Annotated in this window: 22 protein-coding genes and 1 pseudogene; 4 read left to right on the top strand and 19 right to left on the bottom strand. The window is 40.1% G+C overall.

Going from position 1 to position 26996, the window contains the following annotated elements; genetic code table 11:
- Window positions 1-57 precede the first annotated feature (57 nt).
- The gene (locus tag JR005_RS11410; RefSeq protein WP_218665081.1) at window positions 58-1437 is read left to right on the top strand and encodes a PLP-dependent aminotransferase family protein; all 1380 of its coding nucleotides are present in this window, start codon (window positions 58-60) and stop codon (window positions 1435-1437) included.
- An 11-nt stretch (window positions 1438-1448) separates the two neighbouring features.
- Here JR005_RS11410 and JR005_RS11405 read toward each other — a convergent pair whose 3' ends face one another.
- The 12 genes from JR005_RS11405 to JR005_RS11350 all read right to left on the bottom strand — a co-directional run bounded on the left by JR005_RS11405 (window position 1449) and on the right by JR005_RS11350 (window position 15959).
- Window positions 1449-1934, bottom strand: coding sequence for a winged helix-turn-helix transcriptional regulator (locus JR005_RS11405; RefSeq protein ID WP_004987835.1), 486 nt, complete (start codon window positions 1932-1934; stop codon window positions 1449-1451).
- 94 nt (window positions 1935-2028) lie between these two features.
- A complete protein-coding gene (gene modA, locus JR005_RS11400; RefSeq protein ID WP_218665080.1) occupies window positions 2029-2790 on the bottom strand; it encodes a molybdate ABC transporter substrate-binding protein in 762 nt (253 codons plus the stop codon).
- Window positions 2791-2805: 15 nt separating this feature from the next.
- Window positions 2806-4029 (bottom strand): molybdopterin molybdotransferase MoeA, encoded by a 1224-nt coding sequence (locus JR005_RS11395; RefSeq protein WP_218665079.1) that lies wholly within the window; start codon window positions 4027-4029, stop codon window positions 2806-2808.
- A complete protein-coding gene (gene moaCB / locus JR005_RS11390) occupies window positions 4029-4952 on the bottom strand; it encodes a bifunctional molybdenum cofactor biosynthesis protein MoaC/MoaB (protein WP_218665078.1) in 924 nt (307 codons plus the stop codon). The genes JR005_RS11395 and moaCB overlap by 1 nt, the downstream gene beginning before the upstream one ends.
- A gap of 35 nt (window positions 4953-4987) precedes the next feature.
- Window positions 4988-5485, bottom strand: coding sequence for a molybdenum cofactor biosynthesis protein MoaE (locus JR005_RS11385; protein ID WP_218665077.1), 498 nt, complete (start codon window positions 5483-5485; stop codon window positions 4988-4990).
- A gap of 1 nt (window position 5486) precedes the next feature.
- Complete coding sequence (locus JR005_RS11380; RefSeq protein ID WP_004987846.1) at window positions 5487-5738, bottom strand: MoaD/ThiS family protein; 252 nt, start codon at window positions 5736-5738, stop codon at window positions 5487-5489.
- Window positions 5739-5740: 2 nt separating this feature from the next.
- Entirely contained in the window at window positions 5741-6781 is a 1041-nt protein-coding gene (gene moaA, locus JR005_RS11375) for a GTP 3',8-cyclase MoaA (RefSeq protein ID WP_218665076.1), read from the bottom strand.
- 113 nt (window positions 6782-6894) lie between these two features.
- On the bottom strand, window positions 6895-7503 hold the full coding sequence (gene mobA / locus JR005_RS11370; RefSeq protein WP_218665075.1) for a molybdenum cofactor guanylyltransferase: 609 nt from the start codon (window positions 7501-7503) through the stop codon (window positions 6895-6897).
- A complete protein-coding gene (locus JR005_RS11365; RefSeq protein ID WP_218665074.1) occupies window positions 7500-10280 on the bottom strand; it encodes a nitrate reductase in 2781 nt (926 codons plus the stop codon). Before JR005_RS11365 ends, mobA begins: the two co-directional genes overlap by 4 nt.
- An 82-nt stretch (window positions 10281-10362) precedes the next feature.
- The gene (nirD, locus tag JR005_RS11360; RefSeq protein WP_218665073.1) at window positions 10363-12009 is read right to left on the bottom strand and encodes a nitrite reductase small subunit NirD; all 1647 of its coding nucleotides are present in this window, start codon (window positions 12007-12009) and stop codon (window positions 10363-10365) included.
- An 11-nt stretch (window positions 12010-12020) separates the two neighbouring features.
- Window positions 12021-14567, bottom strand: coding sequence for a nitrite reductase large subunit NirB (gene nirB, locus JR005_RS11355; protein WP_218665072.1), 2547 nt, complete (start codon window positions 14565-14567; stop codon window positions 12021-12023).
- A gap of 42 nt (window positions 14568-14609) precedes the next feature.
- Window positions 14610-15959: an MFS transporter gene (locus JR005_RS11350; protein ID WP_004987861.1), complete on the bottom strand. Its 1350-nt coding sequence runs from the start codon at window positions 15957-15959 to the stop codon at window positions 14610-14612.
- Window positions 15960-16405: 446 nt separating this feature from the next.
- Here JR005_RS11350 and JR005_RS11345 point away from each other — a divergent pair, with 446 nt between their 5' ends.
- Together JR005_RS11345 and JR005_RS11340 are read left to right on the top strand one after the other, a co-directional pair.
- On the top strand, window positions 16406-16996 hold the full coding sequence (locus JR005_RS11345; protein ID WP_004998042.1) for an ANTAR domain-containing response regulator: 591 nt from the start codon (window positions 16406-16408) through the stop codon (window positions 16994-16996).
- Window positions 16997-18025, top strand: a complete 1029-nt coding sequence (locus JR005_RS11340) for an ABC transporter substrate-binding protein (protein WP_218665071.1) — start codon at window positions 16997-16999, stop codon at window positions 18023-18025.
- A 3-nt stretch (window positions 18026-18028) separates the two neighbouring features.
- Here JR005_RS11340 and JR005_RS11335 read toward each other — a convergent pair whose 3' ends face one another.
- The 7 genes from JR005_RS11335 to JR005_RS11305 form a co-directional block, all read right to left on the bottom strand.
- A complete protein-coding gene (locus JR005_RS11335; RefSeq protein WP_218665070.1) occupies window positions 18029-19936 on the bottom strand; it encodes an esterase/lipase family protein in 1908 nt (635 codons plus the stop codon).
- A gap of 134 nt (window positions 19937-20070) precedes the next feature.
- Window positions 20071-21342, bottom strand: coding sequence for a D-amino acid dehydrogenase (locus JR005_RS11330; protein WP_218665069.1), 1272 nt, complete (start codon window positions 21340-21342; stop codon window positions 20071-20073).
- A gap of 188 nt (window positions 21343-21530) precedes the next feature.
- Window positions 21531-22250 carry a 2-C-methyl-D-erythritol 4-phosphate cytidylyltransferase gene (gene ispD / locus JR005_RS11325; protein ID WP_218665068.1) on the bottom strand — a complete coding sequence of 240 codons (720 nt, stop codon included), beginning with the start codon at window positions 22248-22250 and terminating at the stop codon, window positions 21531-21533.
- Window positions 22216-22605 (bottom strand): cell division protein FtsB, encoded by a 390-nt coding sequence (gene ftsB, locus JR005_RS11320; RefSeq protein ID WP_004987880.1) that lies wholly within the window; start codon window positions 22603-22605, stop codon window positions 22216-22218. Before ftsB ends, ispD begins: the two co-directional genes overlap by 35 nt.
- 12 nt (window positions 22606-22617) lie before the next feature.
- The gene (gene eno / locus JR005_RS11315; RefSeq protein ID WP_004987883.1) at window positions 22618-23907 is read right to left on the bottom strand and encodes a phosphopyruvate hydratase; all 1290 of its coding nucleotides are present in this window, start codon (window positions 23905-23907) and stop codon (window positions 22618-22620) included.
- Window positions 23908-24004: 97 nt separating this feature from the next.
- A complete protein-coding gene (kdsA, locus tag JR005_RS11310) occupies window positions 24005-24862 on the bottom strand; it encodes a 3-deoxy-8-phosphooctulonate synthase (protein ID WP_004998050.1) in 858 nt (285 codons plus the stop codon).
- A gap of 25 nt (window positions 24863-24887) precedes the next feature.
- The gene (locus JR005_RS11305) at window positions 24888-26525 is read right to left on the bottom strand and encodes a CTP synthase (protein ID WP_004987889.1); all 1638 of its coding nucleotides are present in this window, start codon (window positions 26523-26525) and stop codon (window positions 24888-24890) included.
- A gap of 226 nt (window positions 26526-26751) precedes the next feature.
- Here JR005_RS11305 and JR005_RS14950 point away from each other — a divergent pair.
- Window positions 26752-26996: pseudogene (locus JR005_RS14950) on the top strand (internalin); the annotation flags it as partial.

Here is a 26996-nt window from a genome sequence, read left to right as displayed (position 1 = left end):
AAGTAACTGTATTGGATAAAATTCCAGTACAGCCAAAATGTGAAAGTGTGATAAGCCATGACCAAAATTGAACAGGTAATTGATTACATTGATACGCAATTAAAAAGTCGTCGCTTGACACCCGGTATGCGTTTACCATCAGTCAGAACTTTAGCCAAACAGCTTCATTATTCAGTGTCAACGATTGTTGAAGCTTATGAACGTATGGCATCCATGGGCATTATTGAATCTCGGGCGGGTGCTGGTTTTTATGTCTGTGCGCCACTTGAACCGCTTATTCTTTCAAATATTGAACCTGTTCGAGAAAAAAATCTGGATCCGATATGGATCTCGCGTCGGCTACTGGAAGCTCCACCTAACTTGATAAAATTGGGATGTGGTTGGTTACCTGACGATTGGATGCCCCATGAAAGTTTACGCAAAGCCATTCGGGATGCATCTAAAAGCCCAATCTATGAGCTTGTAAATTATTCCTCACCTTTAGGTCTATTAGGATTACGTGAATTATTGGCAAGGCGCTTATATAGCAAAGGTATTGAAGTTACACCTGATCAAGTTTTATTAACCGACTCTGGTTCATATTCGATCGACTTGATTTGTCGATTTTTATTAAAGCCAGATGATGTGGTATTGGTTGATGACCCTTGTTATTTTAATTTTCGGGCTTTACTCAAAGTCCATCAGGTTAAAATTATTGGTATTCCCTATACGCCTCAAGGCCCTAATATAGAGGCTTTTAAGCAGGCGATTGAGCAACATCATCCGCGCCTTTATATCACTAACTCGGGTATTCACAACCCAACTGGCGCCACTCTATCTCAACCAACTGCACATCAACTGGCTTCTTTAATTGAACAAGCCAATATGATTGTGATTGAAGATGATATATTTTCGGATTTTGAAACAGCGCATTCTCCACGATTTAGTGCTTTAGATGGTCTTAAACACAGTATCTATATTGGCAGTTTTTCTAAAACGTTATCAGCTTCAGTACGTTGTGGCTATATAGTGGCAAAAGCGGAATGGATTGATCATTTAGTTGATTTAAAAGTTGCCACCAGTTTCAGTCATAGTCATTTCTCAGCACAAATTTTATATAAAGCGTTAACAGATGGTGGTTATCGTAAGCATATGGAACAACTCAAAATTAAGTTATCAGAATCCATGCGAATCACCATCGAAATGCTTGAGAAACTAGAAATAAAGCCATGGGTCATACCTAAAGCAGGTATTTTTCTCTGGTGTGAATTACCTGCTGATGTTGATATAAAAAAAATGGCTGATGATTGCAATGAAAATGGTGTGATACTGGCTTTAGGAAGCTCATTTAGTCAATCAGATCGATTCCAGCAATTTTTAAGATTTAATGTTGCACAGTGCATGCACCCAGATATATTTGCTATTTTAGAAAAAGCGATGAACAATGCCCGCTCTTAACCAGTCTGATGTTAAGCCTTCTTCTTTTGGGCTTGTCGTAGGTAATCAACATATAATGGACTTGGTTTAGCCAAAACTTGTTTAGCTTGAATTTCTTCGCCACATTCTGAACATGTCAAAATAGGTTTAAAGATTTTCCCGCAATTTTTATGATGATATAACATCGGCGCACCTGCTCCATCATCCATCCATTTATCGGCCCAATTTGCCATAGACAAGAGAACAGGATAAAGCTCCATTCCTTTTTCAGTCAACCGATATTCAAAACGTTCCTGTCGATCAACATAAGGAGTTTTGACTAATATATCGTGTTCAACTAAACGTTTTAAGCGTTCTGATAATACGTGTCGGGTCACCCCTAAATGTGACTGAAAATCATCAAAACGGCGAGTCCCTAAAAAGCAGTTACGCAAAATAAGCATCGTCCAACGATCACCCATAATGGATAACGTTCGAGCGATTGAACATGGCTGTTCACCAATATCATCCCATTTCATCACTGCTCCCCAATATATTTAGCTTGTCCTTAATCATACGACTCATTACATAAAAATAGCTAGTCATGATCATATGTTCGATCAATTCACCAGACTATTTTTTGTTGCTAAAACCGTAGTTGAGCAATAAAGCTCTTACTTTGGGACTGGTAAAAATAAAACGCTCAAATTGTGTTGCGGTTTTATTCTTTTCACCCTGCGTCGTCAAAGTTATATAGTAATCAATGGGATCATGTGATTTTGCAGGGAAAATCCCTATCATTTTTACTTTTTTGCTAGTTAGAGCATCTGTCTGAAAAGTAATGCCAACCTCACATTTTCCATTTTGAACGGCATTTAAAAGGCTTGTATTGTCCGTATTCTGACTAATCCGTTGCTGTAAATTTGAAAGCCAGCCTAAATAAGTCAAACTTTGTCTGGTATAAAGTCCCAAAGCACTCGTATCTAGTTGAGCCGTACACAGATTCCCTTTGAATACTTGAGCAAAATTAAACTGTTTAGACTGACCAAATGGGATATCCATATTGACAGAAGTGATCGCAACTAATTGATCACTCATCAAGTATTTGGCACGCTTTTTGGTCACTAGCTTGTTTTGATTTAAAGCCTGCACGCTATTTTTATCCGTTGATATATAAAGATCAGCACGACTTGCTTGTTGCATTTGTTTTGCCATTGTCACTGGATCTGCAAATACGGGAGTCACTTTACTGTCAGGATATTGCTGTTGATATAGTTTTATAATATCAGTAAGTGCATTTGTTAAACTTGGTGCTGCATACACGTTTACTTCACCCGCCAAAGTGAAGGATGCCGTGGTGCATAAGCAGCAAAATAGACCAAATTGTTTTAACATGATTAACCTTTATTTTTAAATAAATAGACCATCTACCAACTCACCTGCTTGTATCTGTTTCGCTGCTGGAATACGCACTAAGCAGTTGGTTTGCATCAGATTGCTTAGCATGTGTGATTGTTGCTTGCTTAAAGCACTGACTTCAAGTGTGCTTTGATTAAAAGTTGCAAGCATGCGTAAAAAACGCTCACGGTGATCTGCTTTTAGGTCATGTGTAATCCGCGCTGTAAATCCTGATGGTGATTCACGTTTATTTTGTAAGGCATCTAACAATAGTTTTCCATAGATCTGCATACACACATAGACCGCAGCAGGATTTCCCGGCAAGCCCAGTAAGTAGCAGTTTTTTTGTTGATGTTCATATTTAGCAAAAAAAAGTGGTTTACCTGGTTTCTGTTTGACTTTCCAAAAAATTTGCTCAAAGCCGACGTCCATTGAACATGGACGTACAAAGTCATAATCCCCGACTGAGACACCACCTGTGGTAATGATCACATCATATTCAGACTTCAAACGTTCAAACAGCGCTGTCACAGAGCTTGCTTGATCTTCAACATGAATCAAATGTGCATCTATCCCATATTGTTTAAGCCAATTTTCCAATAAAGGCCCATTGGCATCAAAGACTTGAGCATTACTTAGGCTATTTGGTGATTGAGCAATCTCATCACCTGTAACCACCACTGCAACTTTTGGTTGCTGAAATACCGTTACACTCTGAACACCCGCCATACTGAGCGCAGCAAGACTCCCGATATTCATATACTGCCCAGTATCCGCCAAACATTGCCCTTGCTTAACCTCTTCCCCTTTACGGCGAATATCAACTTCTGCTTGCAGACTTTCTACAATCTGGATATTTTGATCATCAATCTTTTTTACAATTTCCTGTCGAGCAATAGTCGTGGTGCCTTCAGGAATTTTTCCACCCGTAAATATACGAGATGCCTGTCCCTCAGACAAAGCTAAGCTGCTTTCCTCACCTGCCCGAACTTCACCAATCAGTTTAAAACTCTGATCTTTTGCATCGGTTTGATTTGAACATAAAGCATAACCATCGACTGCGCTTTGATCAAAACTGGGCAAATTCACAGGAGAATAAACGGCTTCAGCCAAATATCTGCTTAGGCTATTTTTTAGCGCAATAGATTCTTTAGGCAAAGTTTTGGGCGTATGCAAAATATATTGAATTGCCTCATCTATTGTGATCAAACCTTGTTCATAGCCACATGCCGACATTACTCATAACCTCCAGGATGTGGTAAATCACGGCAAACATCAAAAATATGCACAATTGCGGGTAAAAGTGCTGCCATAGATTCTGAAGCGCCACCACGACTTCCCGGTAAAGTCATGACCAAAGAACGATCGATAAATCCTGCAACGCCACGAGACATTGCAGCATAAGGAGTACGGCGCTGACCAAAGGCACGGGCTGCTTCCATTAATCCATCCAGTCTACGTTCGAGCAGAGGTTCTAAGGTATCTACGGTAATATCTCGTTTTCCAATGCCTGTACCCCCCACTGTAATAATACACGCATAAGATTTGCTTAATTCTAAAACCAAATCTTTGAGCTGATCAGACTCATCGGGCAAAATTTGGTAATGAACTGGAGTAAATCCTGCCTCTGTCAATGTATCAAAAACAGATTTGCCAGCGGTATCAGGTTTTTTACCCGCAGCGACGGTATCAGACAATACAATCACAGCAGCAGAAACAGGCTGACGTAATGTCCGTTTGAAATGTGATTTTCCGCCTTTTTTCTTCAGTAACTTACATTGATCTAGCACCAGATCTTCGGGTTCACAATGTGGTTTGAGCATATCGTATAACGTTAAACCTGCGATACTAGCGGCCGTTAATGCTTCCATTTCGACCCCAGTCGGTCCGATGGTTTCAACCGTTGTTAAAATTTCTACAAAGTTTTCATGTAACTCATATTCAACTTCGGCACGATAAATAGGTAACGGATGACATAGCGGAATCAATTCATCGGTACGTTTTGCTGCTAAAATCCCTGCGATACGACCTGTTTTCAATGCATCGCCCTTTTCAGTATTTCCCTGACGTAATAACTCAATACAATGTGGTGGTGCATATAGGATCGCTTGAGCTTCGGCAATTCGATAACTTTCAGGTTTCATGCCTACGTTTTTCATTTAAATTTCCGTAAATAACGTTAATGCTAATGTTGTCAATGTGAATGCTGATGATGTTTATGATGCGCTGAATGGTTATGATTATGCTCGACTGAGTCATGATCTTTACGGATACAACACCCTTCTATAAATTGACTGCTCCCATCTGTATAAAACTCCTCCTTCCAGATGGGGACTTCATGTTTGACTCGCTCTACGGCTTCTTCACAGGCTTGAAAGGCTTCACGGCGATGCGCTGCGTAGGCCACTGCGATAATGGCTGTTCCTCCAATATCCAAAGCACCAATTCTGTGAATGACTCTCACATAAGCCACCCCGTATTTTTGGATAATATCCTGCTCAATCTGACGGATCATCTTTTCCGCAACTGGTGTATAAGATGTATATTTTAAGGCAGTTACTGCTTGCCCTTCATGATGATTACGTACAGTTCCCTGAAAAATACCAATTCCGCCACATTCAGGAAACTCGCTAATCGAATCAAAACTGTCCAAACTTAAATCTTGTGACTGTACCCGCTGAAACTCTTTCATCTTAACCTCCAGCCACAGGTGATAAAAGCACTAACGTACAATCATGTTTTAACGTGGTTTGACGCGGAATAATATCCTCACCAATTGCACAGGCACATCGTTCCAAAGCCTTTTCTGCTTGTGGGTATTGCTGGCTAATTTGATCTAGCACATCGCCGACCAAAATTTCAGTTGGATAATCCAATACTAATTGCGGAGGAAGTTGGCGCTCAATCGCACCATAAGCGTCAATTGTGACCTGAATACCCGACATGGTTATCCTCCTAACATGTGCATACTAATTTTGCGGGGTTGTTGATTTTGTGTTTGCTGGTTGAGGCTATGAAAACCTTTGGCTTTATGCCAGATATAAGTTGAAGTTTGCTGATACAACGCTTGATTCGCTACCTGCCTGATCACTTCATCCTTTTCAGTAACCAATTGATCCAGTAAAGGTTTAAGCATAAGACCCTGCCTTGCAAATAAGCAGTTATATAGCTCCCCTTGAGCCGTTAGACGGATACGATCACATTCACCACAAAAAGAATGGCTAATGGTGGAAATAATTCCGACATCATATTCATCATTTAGGCGATATAATCTGGCGGGTTCATGTTCTTGTTGTAATTCTTGAATTTGAAACTGACTGGATAAGGTATTAAGAATATCCTGCTCGGTAACCACATCGGCTTGTGTCCAGTTTTGATCACCATCTAACGGCATAAATTCAATAAATCGAAGTGGAATCTTATGCTGCTTTGCCCAGTTGACCATCGGTAAAATTTGGTCATCATTTTTACCTTTCATCAACACAGTATTAATTTTAAATGGTAAACCCACGTCTTGTACCGCTGCAATTCCATCTAACACGGGTTTTAATTTTTTCTTGGTTAGAAATAAGAATTGTTCAGGATCAAGACTGTCCAGACTGATATTGAGATCATCCAGACCTGCTAGTTTTAATTCATGTGCATATTTCTTCAGGTAGTGCGCATTGGTCGTGATTGAAATTCGTTTTAAACCTTTAACTCTGAGCTTTTGCAAATCACGGATAAAGTGAACCACCCCTAAACGCATAAGGGGTTCTCCCCCTGTGATACGGATTTTTTCGATTCCGTTTTGCACCATAAAATCACAGAATTGATAGAGTGCTTCGAAACTCAGTAAATCTTGTTTTTTCATCCACTCTGGATGTTCAGGCATACAATACATACATTTGAAATTGCAACGATCCGTAACGGAAATTCGAAGTTTCCGTTTATTGCGCCCATATTGATCCTGAAAAATCGATGGGTTTAACGAAACGATTCCATTCATGTATTTATACTCTTGTCATCGTGTGAACGCATTGATTATCTCATGATTGATTAACAAATCAGGTTTATACTTTGTGTCACTTAAACCGCTATAAGTAATACAGTATTCCATTGTTATGCCAGATAATTCAATTGCTTATATTGCTGTAATTCATCCAATGAATTAATACTATGAAAAAATAATCGATGTTTACGGAAATATGCAACCTGCGCATGTAAATCTTTTCGACATTTATTTAAACTCAGTTGATTTTCAAGTAAATGCTGTTGCAAAACTGTGCAACTTTCTCGTTTCATCAAACAAAACGGATAAAGCGCATCTCCATTGATATTCACATAAGATATCAAAGCATGTTGATCCTGAAGTAAGGTATCATGCAGTGTTTGCAGTACTTTAGTGGGAATATAAGTTACATCGCAAGGAATAAACAATACATAATTCGCCTGTACATGCGACCACGCACTTTTCATTCCCATCAATGGCCCTAAAAAACCAGCCTGATCATCTGCATAGCATTGAATATTTGGAATAATCTGCTGATATAGTCGAGTATCTCGGTGGCTGTTAATCCAGACTTCGCCCACCTGATCTTTAAACGTGTTGTAGATTTTTAAAAGCTGCATTTGATCATCAAAAGTTTGCAATAACTTATTGACGCCATTCATGCGTCTTGCCTGACCACCCGCCAAAATGACCAAGTCTGTAAGAGGATATTTTTTCATATTTCAGCCTCCTGCTGACAACTTTTAATCAAACCACGAATTTCAGGTAAACATGAACCACAGTTTCCACCCGCTTTTAAACAGGCGGTGACTTGTTTTTCATGAGTAATATTTTGCGTTTTAATGGCTTCAATAATCTTGTTTTTACCGACTTTAAAGCAACTACATACCAATGGTCCATCGCTATTGGTAGCTGAAATTGGCGTACCCGCCAATAAAGCCTTACGGTGTAATGCACTCAAACGCTCACGCTTAAACAAACCTGCCACCCAATCCCGATCAGGTAACAAATCTGCTGGTGCGATATATAAACTAGCAATTAAGATGCCATCTTGCAAAATAACACTATGACTAAGTTGTGATGATCGATCTTCAAGGCTTAACCATTCATATGTTTCATCAATGAACGGTAAAAAGTTTTTTAAATTATTTTGCGTTTGATCAAAACTTTGACGAGCCGCAATTTCATAACGAAAGGCTTTTGCTGTTTTAATTTTTGCCCACCATGCGCATTGTTGTAAAGAAGTCTGAATATGTTGCTCAACACCTTCACGGATGTATAACACGCCCTGCCAAGTAGTATGAAATGTTTGAATTGCAACTGGGGTATGTTTAAATTCAGGCTCACCAGAGATTGCATCGACCACTGGATTGACGACTTTACCAATACGGGCATCCGAAGCCACTTGTTCTGTCCAATGAATCGGTGCAAAAATTTGACCACGGCGTACACCTTGATCAAGTGTTACACGTAATACGCAACTGCCCCATTCTGAACGGACTTCAACTAAGGCTTTATCTTGAATACCAAATTTTAGGGCGTCATTGGGATGGATTTCACAAAATGGTTCAGCACGGTGCGTGGTGAGATTGGCAGATAAACCTGTGCGGGTCATGGTATGCCATTGGTCACGAATACGACCTGTATTCAAAATTAAAGGATAATCTTCTGAAATCGTATGGACAGGATCAATAGCAAGGGTTGCGATCAGTTTGGATTTTTTGTTTTTATGGCTAAAATCACCTCGATCAAATAATTGCTCAACAGCAAAATTTTGAGCTTTTTCCCATACTGGCCATTGTGTGGGTGGCAGTTGGTGATATTCCTCTACACTTAAATTCATTAAACCTTTTAAGTTGAAATAACGAAAATGTTCAACTTGATCACGTTGTTCGATACTGGCATTTTGATAAGCTGACAAAGCGGCATGTTCATTAAAAATGTCACAGGCATTGCTAAAATCAAAACCATTAAAGCCGAGTTTCTTGGCTACTTCGCAGACTGCCCACCAATCCGCTTTAGCTTGTTTAGGTGAATCTAAAAATGCACGTTGCCGTGAAATACGGCGTTCCGAATTGGTGACGGTACCATCTTTTTCGCCCCATCCTAAGGCAGGAAGCAAAACATCTGCATATGCTGTGGTATCGGTTTGGGCACAAATATCAGAAATTACCACAAACTCACATTTTTCTAATGCACGTTTAACTTGGTCTGCATCAGGTAAACTTACCACTGGATTGGTTGCCATAATCCAAACGGCTTTGATCTTTCCACTTTCTATGGCCTGAAATAAATCAACCGCTTTTAAACCCGTTTGTGTTGCAATGGTTGGACTCTTCCAAAAGCTTTGTACTAAATTTTGATGTGATGGGTTATCAATATCCAGATGCGCCGCCAACATATTTGCAAGACCACCCACTTCACGCCCGCCCATGGCATTGGGTTGACCTGTCATTGAAAACGGCGCTGCACCTAATTTTCCAATTTTTCCAGTGAGTAAATGACAATTGATAATGCTATTGGCTTTATTCACCCCTTGAGAAGATTGATTGACACCCATTGAAAATAGCGTCATCACTTTTTCAGTCTGGGCAAACTTATCAAAAAATAATTGTAATTTTTCTGCTGAAATTCCTGTACGTTTTACTAGTTCATGAATATCTTGTTCGCTTTCACTGGCAGCTAACAGTGCTTCCAGACCTTCGGTATTTTTTTCAACAAACTCATGATCTATATGATTATTTTGATATAAATACTGAAATAAACCATTAAATAACGCTACATCCTGACCGGGTAAAATCGGCAAATGTAAATCCGCTTGCTCACAAGTACTGGTAAAACGAGGATCGACGACCACTACAAATAAATCTGGATTTTTACTTTTGGCTTGCATGATGCGTTGATAAAGTACGGGATGACACCATGCCGTATTGGAACCCACTAAAACCACCATATCGGTATGTTCAAAGTCTTTATAACTAGCGGGAACGATATCTTCACCAAAAGCACGTTTATGTGCAGCTACGGCGGAAGACATACATAAGCGCGAATTGGTATCAATATTGGCGGTGCCTAAATAGCCTTTAACGAATTTATTCACCACATAATAATCTTCTGTCAGTAACTGCCCTGAGACATAGAAGGCAATACTGTCACGCCCATATTGATCTATACAGTGTTGGAACTGTGTGGCGATTTTCTCAATTGCGGCCTCCCAAGTCGTGACTTGACGATGATCTTTACGACCCAACATAGGCTCCAATACACGAGTTTCTAAACCCAATGTATCGGCCAGATTGCTGCCTTTAATGCAAAGACGTCCAAAATTTGAAGGGTGATCGATATCACCTGCCACTTTTACCATAGTGCCATGCGCTTTATGTTGGACATTGACATCTACACCGCAGCCAACACCGCAATAGGGACATGTTGTTTTTGTAATAATAGTTTCTGCTTGATCGGAGCGACTGTGTTCTAAATTTTGAATACTGTTCATGACTGCTCCTTTTACCCAATTTACCTATACCACATACACACTAATTTTGGCTTAGAAGCCATTGATCCTAAGCCAAGATGAATCAACTCACCTTTTTCATTGCAAAATCCTTACCAAATAACAGCTTGTTTCTAAAGGTAGAAACAGGTGTTTGATCTGCAATCAACTCGGCATACCACATGCCATCTTCGGTGTCACCAAACAGAACTGCTCCAATTACCTTGTCTTTTTGGATGATAATACGCTTATAAATTTGACGTTTATCATCATTCAAAATGATGTCTTCATAATCTTCCTTGCTTATTGCAGATGCATCGCTCTGTTCTAAATCAATACGACCTGCCGAGAACACATCCACACCACTGACTTTTAACTGCGTTGGAACAGTTGGCGATTTGAATGTCAAACTACCATGTTCAGCCAAATGAGTTGCACAAATAAATGCTTGTCCCCAAAGTGGTTCCACCAAACCAAAAGTTTGACCACGATGCTCGATACATTCACCTACCGCATAAATACTTGGGTCAAAGGTTTGCATGGTGTCATTGACTAAAATCCCGCGATGACAACGTAGTCCCGCACTTTGCGCCAAAGCAATATTGGGGCGAATCCCCACCGCAAAAATCACCAAATCTGCATCAAGAATTGTTCCGTCTTTTAAACGAACCTGATTGACATGACCATCCTTGCCAAGTAAAGCTTCAGTGTTGGCTTGCGTGATGATCTGGATCCCTTTTTGTTCGATGCTATGACGTAACATTTCACTAGCACGTTTATCCAATTGACGATCCATAATTCGATCCATCAAATGTAATACGGTCACATTCATGCCACGTTGTTTCAAACCATAAGCGGCTTCAAGCCCTAACAGTCCACCACCAATCACCACTGCATTTTTCTTGGTTTCGCAATATTTAATCATGGTATTTACATCATAAATATCACGGAAACTGATCACACCGTTCAAATCTGCCCCTTGAACAGGCGGAATAAAAGGTTTCGAACCTGTGGCAATGATCAAACGATCATAATCAATACGCTCACCTTTCTCAGTGTGGACGACTTTTCGGGTACGATCAATCTTGACCGCAGGATCCTGAGCAATAAATTTAATACCCTTATCGCTATACCATGCATGCGGATGCAGCATAATATCTTCGATAGTTTTCTCGCCTGATAACACTGGCGATAGCATAATACGGTTATAATTTCCCCATGGTTCTTCACCAATCACGGTCACTTCATAGCGCTCTGGTGCCATGTCCAATAAATCTTCGAGACAACGCATTCCTGCTAAACCATTCCCAATCAATACCAATTTCAGTTTGTCTTGAGAAATACCATTATTGGTAATATAGGTTTTTTGTGGAACTGTGCCGACCCAAACCCGACCACTTTCAATTTTAGTAGGAAAAACCAGAAGTTTCTGGTCTTTATCTTCCAGACAGCGTCCTGTCGCTAAACTAAAATGTTGTTTGTAAATCGGCGATGCAATCACCCGCTCACCTTGTAAGTCACCAATAATGCCACGACACATGACATTGGCTTGGCTGAATGGGTCTTTGTTGCTGAGTGCATAGATCCGCTTTTCATGACCTACACGAAATAGCGCTACCGATTGACCTTCAACAAGGGCACCTACCCCTGTATTAGGTGTAATGTCATCCAGATTGCATACATCGACCCATTGATTTTCTGGAAGCATATTCATGTCTTTTAGATTTGTCATTTCTATTCTCCTTATGCTTCAACCATTGGAATACGATCTTCTGAACGCTCTGCATCATTCAAAGGGCGAATCTGATCGCGAACGTTAGTAAATTGAATATGTGGATCGGCTTGTTGATCTGCACTGGCATTAATATAAGTTTGGAAGCGTTTACGGATTTCAGGGTCTTCAACTGCAGTACGCCATTCATCCTGATAAGTTCCTACGACGTGGCTCATACGGCGTTCAAGCTCTTCAGCCAATCCTAATGAATCATTGACAATCACTGATTTGAGATAATCCAGACCACCTTCCATATTGTCACGCCATACACTGGTACGTTGTAAACGATCTGCGGTTTGGATATAGAACATAAAGAAACGGTCGATATAACGAATCAGGGTTTCGGTATCAAGATCAGAAGCCAATAATTCGGCATGGCGTGGTTTCATTCCACCATTCCCACACACATACAAGTTCCAACCTTTTTCTGTGGCAATGACACCCACATCTTTGCCCTGCGCCTCAGCACATTCACGGGTACAACCTGAAACTGCCATTTTTAGCTTATGTGGAGAACGTAAGCCTTTATAACGATTTTCCAGTTCAATCGCCAAACCCACAGAATCATCTACACCATAACGACACCATGTACTACCCACACATGATTTCACGGTACGTAATGATTTGCCGTAAGCATGACCTGACTCAAAACCTGCGGCATTGAGTTCTTCCCAAATAAACGGTAATTGATGAATTTGCGCACCAAATAAATCAACACGTTGACCGCCTGTGATTTTGGTATACAGATTGTATTTTTTGGCGATTTGACCGACGGCGATTAAACCATCTGGTGTGACTTCACCGCCTGCCATACGTGGTACGACAGAATAAGAACCATCTTTTTGAATATTACCCAAGTAGTAATCATTACTGTCCTGTAGACCCGCATGACTTGGTTTTAGTACAAAGTCATTCCAGCACGATGCTAAAATATTTGCAGCAGTCGGTTTACAAATATCGCAGCCTAAACCATGACCATGTTGTTGAATGAGATCATCAAAGGTTTTAATTTCATTGACACGAACCAAGTGATACAACTCTTGGCGCGAGTATGGAAAATGTTCACAAATGTGGTTATTGACGGTTACGCCTTGACGCTGTAACTCAGACTTTAACACTTGAGTCACTAGCGGCGCACATCCCCCACAAGCTGTTGCAGCTTTGGTACATTTTTTCAAAGCACCTAAAGACGTTGAACCATCAGCAATTGCCTGACAAATATCGGCTTTAGAGACGTTGTTACATGAACAGATGGTGGCGCTATCTGGCAATAAATCCACACCACTCCCACCTGCTTTTGCACCTGAATCGGCAAAACCCGGCATGATCAAACTTTCAGGCATTTCTGGAAGTGTTAAACCATTCAGCATCATTTGCAGCAGATCATTGTATTCATTGGCGTCACCAACTAAAACTGCGCCCAACAATTTGCTTTTATCTGCATCAACCACGATTTTTTTATAAATCAAGGCATCTTCGTCAGCATAAAAATAGCTGAGTGAATTAGGCGTCATGCCATGTGCGTCACCCACCGATGCCACATCGACGCCCATTAACTTCAACTTGGTGCTCATATCTGCACCAGCAAAGCAATGAGTTTCTTCCGCCAGAATATGTTTTGCTGCAATGCGTGCCATGTCATAGCCCGGTGCAACTAAACCAAAGATTTTATTGTCCCAAAGCGCACATTCACCAATCGCATAAATATTGTCATCTGAGGTTTGACAATAATCATTGATTTTGATCCCGCCACGTTCGCCAATCGCCAATCCACTTAAACGCGCCAGTTCATCACGCGGACGAATCCCCGCAGAAAATAAAATAATATCGGTTTCAAGCTCGCTCCCATCGGCAAACTTCATGATGTGATGATGTGTTGTACCATCTTCAATACATTGAGTGGCTTTTTGGGTATGGACTTTTACCCCAAGATTTTCAATCTTACGACGTAGAACCTTGCCACCTAAGTCATCAATTTGTACCGCCATCAAACGCGGTGCAAACTCGACCACATGGGTTTCCAAGTTTAAATCTCGTAAGGCTTTGGCAGCTTCTAAACCCAGCAAACCACCACCGATTACCACGCCTGATTTGGCATTTAAGCTTGCAGCACGAATCGCATCCAAATCTTCAATGGTACGATAAACAAAACAGTTTTGACGATCATTGCCCGAAATTGGCGGTACAAAAGCGTATGAGCCAGTTGCTAAAACCAATTTATCGTAGTGAATCACATCACCCAAATTGGTTGTAATGGTTTGTTCAGCAGCATCAATAGCAACAGCTTTAGTATTGAGTCGTAAATCGATACCATGTGCATCAGCAAAGTCAAAACGTGCCAATGATAAGTCTTTCGCTGATTTTCCTGAGAAGTATTCAGTCAAATGTACACGGTCATAGGCAATACGTGGTTCTTCAGCAAGAATAGTAATTTCTAATTCGTCATCTGCTTTTTCTAAAATGGCTTCGATGAATTTGTGGCCGACCATACCGTGACCAATCATAACGAGTTTCATGGGCTGTCTCCTGAGAATGATGTCAAATTTGTTTGAAATGCTTTAAGAAGCAAGGTTGTTACGTTCAAGAACGGCCTGTTCAAATAGGCGTTGTTCTTTGACCTTATGCTCAGTCGAGAAACGAATCAGCATCACAAACCCTGCGGCAATAACCACCAAGCCACCCAGCACCATCAAACAGGTTTGAATATCCAACATTCCTTTAAGTAGAAAACCTGCTGCAACCGCACCCACATTGCCACCTGCACCAATAATTCCAGCTACACCACCTAAAGCGTCACGATCTATAAACGGCACTAACGCATAGGTTGCACCACAAGCCATATGTGTAAATAAAGCAAATACTGTCATCGCGATAATCGCCAGCATTGCACTATTCATTTGAGAGAATAAAATCAGAAATAACCCTTCACCTAAAATCATCACAAATAACACTTTAGTACGACCATCCAGACCTTTTCTAAGGGCAACTTTATCTGAGACAATCCCACCCAAAGCACGTGCAAATAAAGCCAGCAAACCAAAGATCCCTGCGGCAAAACCAGCCTCTTTTAGACTAAAGCTAAAGTTATTGACGTAATACATCGCGATAATGTTATGAATGAAAATTTCAATACCGAAACAAGCAGCGTAGGCACCAAACAAAATCCAGACCCGATAGTTACGTGCTGCATGCATCAAAATTGCCACACCGCCTTTTTTATCACTTCCAATTTGAACACCTTGCGCACGCAGTTCGGCAAAATTACCTTGGGGTGCATCTTGTGTAAGTTTCCAATACAAAATACCGACGATCACCATCATAATGCCAGGTACCAACAGGGCAATTCTCCAGCCCATTGCTTGCTCGACGCCGAACATCACTAAAGCCGAGAGCAATAATGGCATAATCGCTTGAGTTGCACCGCCGCCTGCATTTCCCCAACCCGCAGAAGCCGCATTGGCCGTACCAACAACATTCGGTGCAAACATAATACTGGTATGGTATTGAGTGATGACGAAACTTGCGCCAATGGCACCAATCAGTAAGCGAAAGAATAAAAAGGATTCATAACTATTGGATGCGGCAACCCCAAACACAGGAATACTACCGATCAATAACAAAGCGGTATAGGTTTTACGTGGCCCGTATTTATCACATAAAGGCCCCACAATTAAGCGCACTAAAATCGTAATTGCGACAGCGGCAATATTAATATTGGCAATCTGGTCTTTGGTCAGATGAAATTCACCTGCAATGACTGGCATAAGCGGTGCGCAAGCGAACCACGCAAAAAAGCAGACAAAAAAAGCGAGCCAACTCATATGGAAGGCTCGCATCGCTGGAACACTAAAATTGAATAGATTTATTTTAGTCGCTTTTTTTGCTGTTAAATCTAAATTTGAAGACATCGCCTTCTCTCCTGAACTGAACGTAATATGGGCTGTACAGCTAACGCTGCATTGGCAATCGATCAGAACGGACGTCGTTGGCCGTCTTACAAATTTTCAATTTGAGTCGTCTTTGACTCATTAAAGATACAGCAAGTGTTGTGCCAATTTTTAAAATAAAAGTATAAATAGTTTTAAGAATTTGAAATATATAAACAAAATTTAAATTTTTAAACTATGAATTACGTTAAACTCAAAAGCTTAATAATTTCATTAAGTAGATTGTGTCTCAGATTATTGCATCAAAATGATTCTGTTTTGCGCTATAAAAGGTCAAACTGATTTAAAAACTATATAAAATTGTTTTTAAATCGCTTCTTTTATGTATGGCATCGATTTTGCTAACAATTTTTTAATCTATTTCGCTTACAATATGTTAAGCGATCAATCCTCATATTCGATATCTTATGTCAAAACTAAAAATTGCACTGATTGATGATGATTTTGAACGTGCTGAATTTGTTCAGCAGAATTTACGTGCGCATGATTTTGATGTGGTTGCCTGTTTAACACTTGAACACTTAAACGACTTCCAACTTGAACAATTACAAGCCGATGTGATTCTTCTAGACATGGATCATCCACATCGTGATTTGATCGAGAATTGCGTCAGTCATTTTGATTTGCCTACTGTTCTATTTACCAAAAATACCCATAAAGATACGATCAAACAGGCGATTGCAGCAGGTGTAACCGCATATATTGTAGATGGTATTGATCCTGCTCGTTTAGACACTATTTTAGAAATTTCGATCGAACAATATAAAAAACATAAGCAGCTTGAAAGTGATCTTAAAGAAACCAAACTTAAATTGGCAGATCGCAAAGATATTGAAAAAGCCAAAGTATTATTAATGCAATTACATCATCTTGCTGAAGATACTGCTTTTCAGTTACTCAGGAAAAATGCCATGAGTCATCGTATTACGATGGGCGATATGGCACGACGGTTGATTGATGCGCAACAATTACTTCACCACCCATTGAAGGAGGATTGAATGAACCCGCTTGAAAAAACTAAAATCCAGCTCGGTTATATTCCTCTTTTGGACTGTATTGCACTACTTTGGGCCAAACAACGCGGTTTTTTTGAAGAGTTTGGCTTAGATGTAACACTGGTTAAAGAAGCGTCATGGGCGAGTTTACGGGATCGTCTTGCTTTTGGGGTATTGGATGCAGCACATTGTTTATCAGCCATGTTGCCTGCCGCTGCTATTGCGGATGATCAAATTGGCATACCACTCAAAACGCCTTTGGTTTTAAGTATTAATCGTGCATATATCAGTTTAAGTCAAAGTTTAAGTTATACCCTTTCTATTCAGAGCACTGATTCTGCTCAAATCACGGCGCAAAAGTTAGTAAAGCATATACATCAACAACGATCTGTCTCCTTAGCACATGTATTTAAGCACTCGATTCATCATTATTGTCTACGCGAATGGCTGGCTTTAGCTGATGAAAACTTGGCACATGACATTATGTTGAAAACGCTGCCACCGCCTTATTTGGTAGAAGCGCTTTCATCTGGTCATATTGAAGGTTTCTGCGTTGGAGAACCTTGGAACACACAAGGTGAAATAGAAGGTGTTAGTCAAATTGTCGCATCAAGTCGCGACATTATTCCTGCTATTGCCGATAAAATTTTAGCCGTGACTGAAGAATGGGCACTTAAATATCCAAATAGCTTAACAGCACTGACTGCCGCCGTGATTAAAGCGCAAAAAGAGTTGGAAACTTTAGAAAATTTTGAACCCGTTTGGCAGTTATTAAGCGAATTTAATATTATCCGTTTTGAATGTTCACCACAGGTTCATGTCCATCAGTATTATGCCATTGAATCCATTATTCGACATTTTGTAGAGGACTCAGCTTCACCTAATATTGAACACTTTGTCTGGCTCTTTGAACAGATGTACAAATGGAGTCATCCAGTGAATGATTCAACGGTGGATCAGTCATTGATTAAACAATTTAGTCAAAAATGTATCGATGATGCAACCTTTCAACGAGCACTTGCATATATTTAAAATTTAGTCTTGCTCTAAATGCAGTAATAAAATCCGTCGCATTTCATTGATTGCAGAAGTGGTCATTTGTACATAATGATCACCGCGAATAATTTTTTCTGAGCTAGCACCTTCTAGATGTGAACTGCGATACGGCACGATGCCGTCATTCATAAATGAAGGTAATTCTGAATGCGCTACATTACCCATAATAGAATGATACTTGACTGACTGTGCAGGCATTACATTCTGAGTGAGAAGCATAAAATCTGAGTTTTCACTGAGATTACTTGCTCCATTTTCAATTAAACCTCGATGCCGTACTGTTTTGGTTTTATCCAGTAAAGAATCCGATTGTACATTTTCAAAAAATTCGTTGGGAATTTTAATGATATTCCGTGCTAAACGGGTGAACCAACGATCTGCATAATTTGTTCCACGATGTGGAGCCGCAATAAAAATCGCACGAGAAAAATTCGGAATTGCTTTAAAGACAAATCGCTCACGAATCACTGGATGCCGATTTAACATAGCAGATTGTGATTTGGACATTTTGGCAATCGCGGCATTCGAAATATCTTGATTACTCACCAGTAATCGACTGATCACGCCGCCCATACTGTGCCCGATCAGCACAGCATGTTGTACAGGAGGATTATTTATCTCAATATTTTGAAAGGCTTGGGTCAATAAGGTATAAATCTGATAGCGACTTTCAAAAATCGGCATATTGGTTGAATAAAAAATCTGCCAGACTTGATAGTGATCACGAAGCTCCTGATCACCCATAATATCATTGGTTAAAGAAACCCAAGCCTCTGGACTGCTGGCTAAACCATGAATAAAAACAATCACTTTTTTATTTGGATTGTATGGTTCCAGCATGTATAAATGTGGCATTAACAAGTCATTTTCTTTATTAAGCAATGTCCAATAACCTGCTTTACCCAAATGATTTTGCGCGAGCCAATAGCCAAATGGCGCAGAATAATTTGCTGTTAACGTATAATCTGCCTGATTCACCTCTACTTGATGATAGAGATAAGGATCGATCAAGCGAATTTTAAAGTTAGTATTTTGAGTATCGTAAGCAATACGCTCATCTTCAGGCACCATCAAAGCGCTCAATGGCAATACTTTGGGAGCATGAATATTAGGAGAAAGTGAGTTTTGATAAAACGAGACTGGATCTAAAATAAAACCGTTATTTTTATACTGTTCTGCAAATTCAATCACAAACTCCGCACCTAAACCATCTGTACGGTTTACGGTATGAAAACCTGAAAAATTCATATTATAGCTAGATTTTAGTTTCGCAATACGATGATTTTTTAGATGTGGAAACTGTGAAGTATCAATTTTGTATTGGTGACCTGCAATCGAAATGCTATCAGGAATGTAGATTTGTGGATGAAGCTCATAATATCGAGACAATAATCTTGAAAGTGCAACATTGTAAAAAATACGAACCTGATTCTGACGATAATCAAAAGCACGATGTGAAGGTGTATTTATTGAGGCAAATAAATAATGATAACTATGTCTTAAACTTTGATCAAGATAGCGCAATTCTCGATCACTACATTGAGATGCTTTTGTCAGCTGACATTGTGACTCTAATTCAAGCGCTTTTGCTAAATAAAGCTCACTTAACGCCGCATGGTAGGCATCTTTATCATGCGAGTGAATGCCATCGACTGCTTTTAAGCACTGATCAAATTCCGCCAAACATTTTTTTTGATTAAAATTCGTCAAGTAAATAATGTTCGCCGTTGCCGAACTTAAATGCTGACTGGTTAATATACTCGTCATCTTGTTATTTAAGGACTGACTCAGTTGATTTTCACGTAATTGAACCAACTGACAGCCTGAACTTATCATTGTCACTATGACAAAACTTATTTTAGCTAGATGAATCACGCAGTCACGCATGCTTTTTTCCCCAAATCAGCGCGAGTTTATGGAATAGATGCTGGATTGACGTTGTAAAAACTCGAATCTAAATTGATCATAAAGCTCAACATCAAGATTTGAACTTTTGATTGTCTGACCAAAATTTAAAGGATCTAAATATGCGCATGTTTTTCATAACGTTCAATACTTAAATCATCTGCCTGAATCTGTGGCATTCGATTTGAGATCAAATCGGCTAAAAGTTTGGCAGAACCACAAGACATCGTCCAGCCAAGTGTGCCGTGCCCAGTATTGGTAAATAAATTGGAATATTTAGTTTTGCCTACAATGGGTGTGCCATCTGGTGTTGCAGGTCGCAGTCCTGTCCAGAAACTTGCCTGATCCAAATCACTGGCATACGGAAATAATTGATGTAAAACCATCTTGAGCGTATCTTCACGAGAAGTATCCAAAGAGCGATCAAAACCATTAATTTCCGCCATGCCACCTACGCGAATACGATCGTCAAAACGGGTTAAAGCGATTTTATAACTCTCATCTAAAATGGTCGAGACTGGAGACATAGCTGCATCAATGATGGGCGTGGTAATCGAATAGCCTTTCAGTGGATAAACAGGCGCAAAAATCCCAATCTGTTTTAGCATTTCATGACTATAACTTCCGAGAGCCATGACATAGGCATCGCCTTTGATTCTCTGACCATTTTGTAAAACAACTGCACTAATTTGATTAACGTCTTTTTTAAGATAATCTATGCTGTGGTTAAACAAAAACTGTACGCCTTGCTTTTGCGCAAGTTCTGCCAGCTCTACAGTGAATTTTTGACAATCACCTGTTTGATCATTAGGTAAACGCAACCCACCAACAAAATCAACGGTTGCTTTGGCTAATGCAGGCTCAGCCTGAATCACGCCCTGTTTATCCAACAACTGATAAGGTACACCTTCTTCTTTCAGGACTTGAGTATCTTTTTCGGCCGAATCCAATTGTTGTTGTTTTCTAAAGAGTTGTAATGTTCCCAACTGGCGCTCATCAAAATGGATGCCTGTTTCATGACGTAACTCATCCAAACAGTCACGGCTATATTCTGAAATTCTGACCATGCGTTCTTTATTAATTTGATAACGATGGATATTACACTCCGCCAGCATCCGTACCATCCAGTGATACTGGTACATATCCCCTGTGATTTTAATCGTTAATGGTGCGTGATGCTGAAACATCCATTTAAATGCTTTTAGTGGCACACCCGGCGCAGCCCACGGTGAGGCATAGCCAGGTGAAATTTGTCCTGCGTTGGCAAAGCTGGTTTCCAAAGCTACGCCCGGCTGTCGGTCAATCACCGTGACTTCATGCCCTGCCTGTTTCAAATAATATGCTGAAGTAGTTCCAATAACGCCTGCACCTAACACGATAATATGCATACAAGGCCTGCTTTTTTATCAATTGAATGGAATCAGTTGTTCTATATTTTAATAAGTAAAAGGCAATAAAGTGGTTAAAGTTTAAATATAGAATATTTTTAAATTAATTCTGAATAAAGCAGATGACAAGCCGTGTTGTGTGAACGCTTGTCAATCATGATTACAATTCAGTTTCTTATTTAGATAGCTTACAAGACGTGTTGTGATGCCAGTATCAAACGTGCCAATTCTAGGTCATCTGTATAAGTGATTTTGATATTATCTGAGCGTCCTTGTACCACATCGACTGAAATACCCGCATGCTCAAGTGCACTGGCCTCATCTGTGATATTGATGCCCTCATTTAATGCTTTTTCAATGGCATCACGAAGCACACCCAGTTTCGCCATTTGTGGTGTTTGGGCTTGCCATAAATGATCACGACTCACCGTGTTTTGAATATGTTGATCTGTGGCAAACTTTAAAGTGTCACGTACAGGAATTGCCAAGATAGCAGCAGTATCACGCTCAACACAGTAATCTGCCAATTCTTTTAAATTTTCAGCACTTACACATGGACGTGCAGCATCATGCACCAAGACATAATCATCATCCGATGCAATCTGAGCCAAATAACACAAAGCATTTAAAACGGAATGCACACGCTCAGCACCGCCCAGACAAAAATGTGCTTTTTCAGATGCAGCGAAGTTTAAATTTTTAGCCACTGTATCTTGTGCACCAATCGCCAATACATAACCTTGTAAAGGTAATGCATTCAATCGATCAATCGTATGCTCAAGTACCGTTCGATCTTGAATCGTTTGATATTGTTTAAGCTCAGTTTTAGAAAAACGACTTCCTGAACCCGCAGCAGGAATCACTGCCCACAATTTAATCTGGGACATCTGGATTTGGCGGGGTTTCATTGGTTTCCATGTCGACTTTGGCATTTGGATCAATATAAATCGGTTTGTAATGGGTACTGATGGTACTCATTTGTACAAAAGTCTCACGAGGCTTAATCAGACCTAAATCCAAACGCGCATGTTCCTCAATGGCTTCACTACCATTTTTAAGATCAAACACTTCTGCCGCTAAAATACGGTTTCTTTCTTTCAATTCTTCGTTTATTTCAGCTTGTTGTGTAATTTGCTGACGTAAAGTTTGGTGAGCAAAGTAACCACCTTCTCCCCACCAGAAACTGTACTGAAAACTCGCCACCAAAACGATGGCGAGTAACAGTATCAATTTGCTCGAAGTCGATTTAAATACTTCTAACATAGCATCCAAAGATTAGTTTAAACCCTTGAACTCAGCTTTACCGCGATATGCAGCATGAGTCAATTCTTCAATACGAAGTAATTGGTTATATTTTGCTACACGGTCAGAACGGCAAAGTGAACCAGTCTTGATTTGACCAGCTGCGGTACCCACTGCCAAATCAGCAATGGTTGAATCTTCTGTTTCACCAGAACGATGTGAAATCACGGTACTATAGCCATTCGCTTTAGCAAGATAGATCGCATCTAAAGTTTCAGTCAAAGTACCAATTTGGTTATATTTGATCAGGATCGAATTACCCACTTTCTCATCAATACCACGTTGTAAAATCTTTGGATTAGTAACGAATAAATCGTCACCCACCAATTGGATTTTATCACCCAAAATCGAAGTTAAATAGCTCCAACCTTCCCAGTCAGATTCATCTAAACCATCTTCGATTGAGATAATTGGATATTGATTTACAAGACCTGCTAAATAATCAGAAAATTGGTTGCTTGTGAATGCTTTATTGCCTTCCCCTGCAAGAATATATTGACCATTTTTGTAGAATTCAGACGATGCACAGTCAAGTGCAAGCATAATGTCAGAACCTGCTTTGTAACCCGTTTGACCAATTGCTTCAAGAATCACCGTGATGGCTTCTTCATTTGAACGCAAGTTCGGCGCAAAACCACCTTCATCACCTACAGCAGTGTTTAAACCTTTTTTGTTTAAAACTGATTTTAAGGAATGGAAGATTTCAGCGCCCGCACGTAACGCTTCAGCAAATGAAGTGAAACCCACTGGCTCAATCATAAACTCTTGAATATCAACGTTGTTGTCTGCATGTGAACCACCATTAATGATGTTCATCATAGGTACAGGCATAGTCAAAGTGGTTTGACCACGTAAATCTGCGATATATTGGAAAAGAGGAATTTTCTTTTCAGTAGCAGCCGCACGTGCAGCAGCCAAAGAAACTGCTAAAGTTGCGTTAGCACCTAATTTTTCTTTGTTTTCAGTACCATCAAGCGTGATCATCGTGTTATCGATGTCTTTTTGTTCAAATACTGATTTACCCACTAAAGCGTCACGGATAATCGTATTTACGTTATTCACCGCAGTTTTAACGCCTTTGCCTAAATAACGTGCTTTATCACCGTCACGTAGTTCTAAAGCTTCACGAGAACCAGTTGAAGCACCAGATGGTGCACATGCACGGCCAACAACGCCAGATTCTAAAATGACATCAGCCTCGATGGTTGGGTTACCACGAGAGTCCAAAATTTCACGTGCACGAATGTCAACGATTTGGCTCATGAACAATTCCTCGGTTAAATGAATATGAAATAAGTGATTTACAGCTTAAACGATAATAAAAATATGATTGTCATCAATCGATCTAGATGTAAAAAACTTAGTGGGTGTCTAATTTTTTGAAACCTTTTACTAAGGTATCCAATTCTTTAATTTGTGCTAAAAATGGCTCTAGTTGCGATAAATGTAAAGCTGATGGCCCATCACATTTGGCAACGTCTGGATCAGGATGCGCTTCCAAAAACAAACCAGCCAAACCTGTTGCCATGCCTGCACGTGCTAAAGTCGTGATTTGTGCACGACGACCACCCGCAGAATCAGAACGACCACCTGGGGTTTGCAAAGCGTGGGTGACATCGAAAAATACAGGGACATTCATGTCTTTCATGATGTCAAAGCCCAACATATCGACAACCAGATTGTTATAACCAAACGCCGAACCACGTTCACACAAAATCAATTTGTCATTTCCTGCTTCAAGACATTTATGCAGAATATGACGCATTTCATGTGGGGCAAGAAACTGGGCTTTTTTAATATTAATAATGGCTTGAGTTTTTGCCATCGCTTCAACCAGATCAGTTTGACGACTTAAAAATGCAGGCAACTGGATAATATCAGCGACTTCAGCAACTGGTGCAGCCTGATATGGTTCATGCACATCGGTAATAATCGGCACATTAAACTGTTTTTTAATTTCACCTAACCATTCAATGCCTTTCTCTAGTCCTGGACCACGAAATGAATGCAGGCTAGAACGATTGGCTTTATCAAAGCTGGCTTTAAATACATAAGGAATATCAAGACGTTTGCAGATATCGATATAGGTTTCTGCAATTTCAAAGGCTAAGTCTTTTGATTCTAATACGTTCATACCGCCGAATAATACAAATGGCAAATGATTTGCCATTTGTATATCGCCTAAACGTACAATTTCTTGTGGTTTTAATTGTGACATTTAAACTTCCTAGTTCATGCGTCGATTACTTGCTCTTTTGATACTGTTTTTTCGCAGCATCAATAAAGCTTGCAAATAATGGATGTCCATCGCGAGGTGAACTTGTAAACTCCGGATGGAATTGTACAGCAATAAACCAAGGATGTTCAGGAATTTCCACTGTTTCTACCAAATGTTGTGCGGTTGAATAACCCGAAATTTTCATACCTGCTTTTTCAAGTGGCTCAATGAAACGGTTATTCATTTCATAACGATGGCGATGACGTTCAGTAATTTCAGCTTTACCATACACTTCACGTGTTTTGGTGCCTTCGACCAACTCGGATTTTTGTGCGCCTAAACGCATCGTTCCACCCAAATCCGACTCAAGACTACGTTGCTGTAATTCACCACGTTCATCTAACCACTCGGTAATCAATCCAATCACTGGAAATTTAGTGGTGCGATTAAACTCAGTTGAAGTTGCATCGGCCATACCTGCTACATGGCGGGCATATTCCACCACTGCAAGTTGCATACCCAAACAAATCCCTAAAAATGGAACTTGTTTTTCACGTGCATATTGAATGGCTTTCATTTTGCCTTCAGTTCCACGCTCACCAAAACCACCAGGAACTAATATTGCATCAGCGCTGTCCAATACAGACGCGTCTAAATCTTCAAATTTTTCAGCATCAACATAGTCAATCTGAACTTTCACACGATTTTGAATACCCGCATGCAATAAAGCTTCATTGACCGATTTATAAGCATCTGGAAGCTCAACATATTTACCCACCATTGCTACACGAACCGTGTATTCAGGGTTAAATAATGCTTCACACACCTGATCCCAATCAGTTAGATCTGCTTCAGGTAATTCATTAAATCCAAAACGTTCACAGATTAAATCGTCAACGTTTTGCTCATAGAAATCACGTGGAATCTGGTAAATGGTTTTTGCATCTTTACACACCACAACCGCACGTGCTTCAACATTGGTAAACAATGCGATTTTACGTTTAGTGTCTGCGTCGACATCGTGTTCAGTACGACAGATCAAAATATCTGGCTGAATACCAATAGACAACAACTCTTTTACAGAATGTTGAGTTGGCTTGGTCTTAAGTTCAGCAGCAGATTTAATATAAGGAAGCAATGTCAGATGCATCAACATCGTGCGCTTATGACCCAGCTCAACCATCAACTGACGTACAGATTCCATAAAAGGAAGTGATTCGATATCACCCACAGTACCGCCAATTTCAACAATGGCGACGTCATAGCCTTCACCTGCGGCTAATACGCGTTCTTTAATATTGTCGGTAATATGTGGAATCACTTGTACCGTACCACCAAGATAATCACCACGACGTTCTTTATTTAAAACATCTTGGTAAACTCGGCCACTGGTAAAATTGTTCAATTTGGTCATTTTCGCACGACGTAGGAAACGTTCGTAATAACCCAAATCTAGGTCAGTTTCGGCACCATCCTCTGTGACAAAAACTTCACCATGCTGGAAGGGACTCATTGTTCCCGGATCGACATTAATGTATGGATCCATTTTTACCATGGTCACTTTTAAACCACGGGCTTCTAAAAGTGCAGCAACTGAAGCAGCTGAAATACCTTTACCTAGTGATGAAACCACACCACCAGTCACGAAAATAAAATGGGTCATTGAGTTTCTCGTACAATCGAGCCTAAATCGGCCTACAATGTTGGGCAATTTTACTTTACTCTGTACCTATAAAGCAAAGTCAATCCGCCGCAATTCATAGAACAATAAACAATTGGCTATTCTATCAGCATTTTCGATAAAAAATTAGGTGGCATGACTAGGATTTTCAATCTTATATTTGCTGCTATAATGGTTGCACCTCGATTAAGCATAGATTTGTGCAAGTATGAATAAGAAACTTTTAATTTGTGGCGTGATTGCAACAGGTCTTCTTTTAACTGCATGTGTTAAAAAAGAACCCCCTAAAGAAGAAGAACAGGAAAAAGTTGAGACAACCACTCAAGAACAACAGCCTGCTGAGTTTAAATCGCTTGATAGTGCAGAAACTCAACAAGACATTCCAACTCAGGTTCAAGTAGAACGTGAAGAAACACCAAATACGACCACAGAAGTGCGCCGTGAGGTTTCTTC

The organism is Acinetobacter sp. Colony158 (assembly GCF_019264745.1).
Classification (GTDB): Bacteria; Pseudomonadota; Gammaproteobacteria; order Pseudomonadales; family Moraxellaceae; genus Acinetobacter; species Acinetobacter ursingii.
Note: the sequence above shows the minus strand (reverse complement) of the source record. Positions and strands in the feature narration are given on the sequence as shown.

What these genes read in the sequence shown, in the direction of transcription:
- ftsB (WP_004987880.1), bottom strand. Translation starts at nt 22,605, where the DNA reads ATGTTAGAAGTATTTAAATCGACTTCGAGCAAATTGATACTGTTACTC.
- moaCB (WP_218665078.1), bottom strand. Translation starts at nt 4,952, where the DNA reads ATGAAAAACGTAGGCATGAAACCTGAAAGTTATCGAATTGCCGAAGCT.
- JR005_RS11395 (WP_218665079.1), bottom strand. Translation starts at nt 4,029, where the DNA reads ATGTCGGCATGTGGCTATGAACAAGGTTTGATCACAATAGATGAGGCA.
- JR005_RS11410 (WP_218665081.1), top strand. Translation starts at nt 58, where the DNA reads ATGACCAAAATTGAACAGGTAATTGATTACATTGATACGCAATTAAAA.
- nirB (WP_218665072.1), bottom strand. Translation starts at nt 14,567, where the DNA reads ATGAAACTCGTTATGATTGGTCACGGTATGGTCGGCCACAAATTCATC.
- JR005_RS11330 (WP_218665069.1), bottom strand. Translation starts at nt 21,342, where the DNA reads ATGCATATTATCGTGTTAGGTGCAGGCGTTATTGGAACTACTTCAGCA.
- JR005_RS11305 (WP_004987889.1), bottom strand. Translation starts at nt 26,525, where the DNA reads ATGACCCATTTTATTTTCGTGACTGGTGGTGTGGTTTCATCACTAGGT.
- modA (WP_218665080.1), bottom strand. Translation starts at nt 2,790, where the DNA reads ATGTTAAAACAATTTGGTCTATTTTGCTGCTTATGCACCACGGCATCC.
- nirD (WP_218665073.1), bottom strand. Translation starts at nt 12,009, where the DNA reads ATGACAAATCTAAAAGACATGAATATGCTTCCAGAAAATCAATGGGTC.
- JR005_RS11380 (WP_004987846.1), bottom strand. Translation starts at nt 5,738, where the DNA reads ATGTCGGGTATTCAGGTCACAATTGACGCTTATGGTGCGATTGAGCGC.
- JR005_RS11340 (WP_218665071.1), top strand. Translation starts at nt 16,997, where the DNA reads ATGAACCCGCTTGAAAAAACTAAAATCCAGCTCGGTTATATTCCTCTT.
- JR005_RS11365 (WP_218665074.1), bottom strand. Translation starts at nt 10,280, where the DNA reads ATGAACAGTATTCAAAATTTAGAACACAGTCGCTCCGATCAAGCAGAA.
- eno (WP_004987883.1), bottom strand. Translation starts at nt 23,907, where the DNA reads ATGAGCCAAATCGTTGACATTCGTGCACGTGAAATTTTGGACTCTCGT.
- JR005_RS11385 (WP_218665077.1), bottom strand. Translation starts at nt 5,485, where the DNA reads ATGAAAGAGTTTCAGCGGGTACAGTCACAAGATTTAAGTTTGGACAGT.
- JR005_RS11350 (WP_004987861.1), bottom strand. Translation starts at nt 15,959, where the DNA reads ATGTCTTCAAATTTAGATTTAACAGCAAAAAAAGCGACTAAAATAAAT.
- JR005_RS11345 (WP_004998042.1), top strand. Translation starts at nt 16,406, where the DNA reads ATGTCAAAACTAAAAATTGCACTGATTGATGATGATTTTGAACGTGCT.
- JR005_RS11405 (WP_004987835.1), bottom strand. Translation starts at nt 1,934, where the DNA reads ATGAAATGGGATGATATTGGTGAACAGCCATGTTCAATCGCTCGAACG.
- mobA (WP_218665075.1), bottom strand. Translation starts at nt 7,503, where the DNA reads ATGAAAAAATATCCTCTTACAGACTTGGTCATTTTGGCGGGTGGTCAG.
- kdsA (WP_004998050.1), bottom strand. Translation starts at nt 24,862, where the DNA reads ATGTCACAATTAAAACCACAAGAAATTGTACGTTTAGGCGATATACAA.
- JR005_RS11335 (WP_218665070.1), bottom strand. Translation starts at nt 19,936, where the DNA reads ATGCGTGACTGCGTGATTCATCTAGCTAAAATAAGTTTTGTCATAGTG.
- ispD (WP_218665068.1), bottom strand. Translation starts at nt 22,250, where the DNA reads ATGAAACCCCGCCAAATCCAGATGTCCCAGATTAAATTGTGGGCAGTG.
- moaA (WP_218665076.1), bottom strand. Translation starts at nt 6,781, where the DNA reads ATGAATGGAATCGTTTCGTTAAACCCATCGATTTTTCAGGATCAATAT.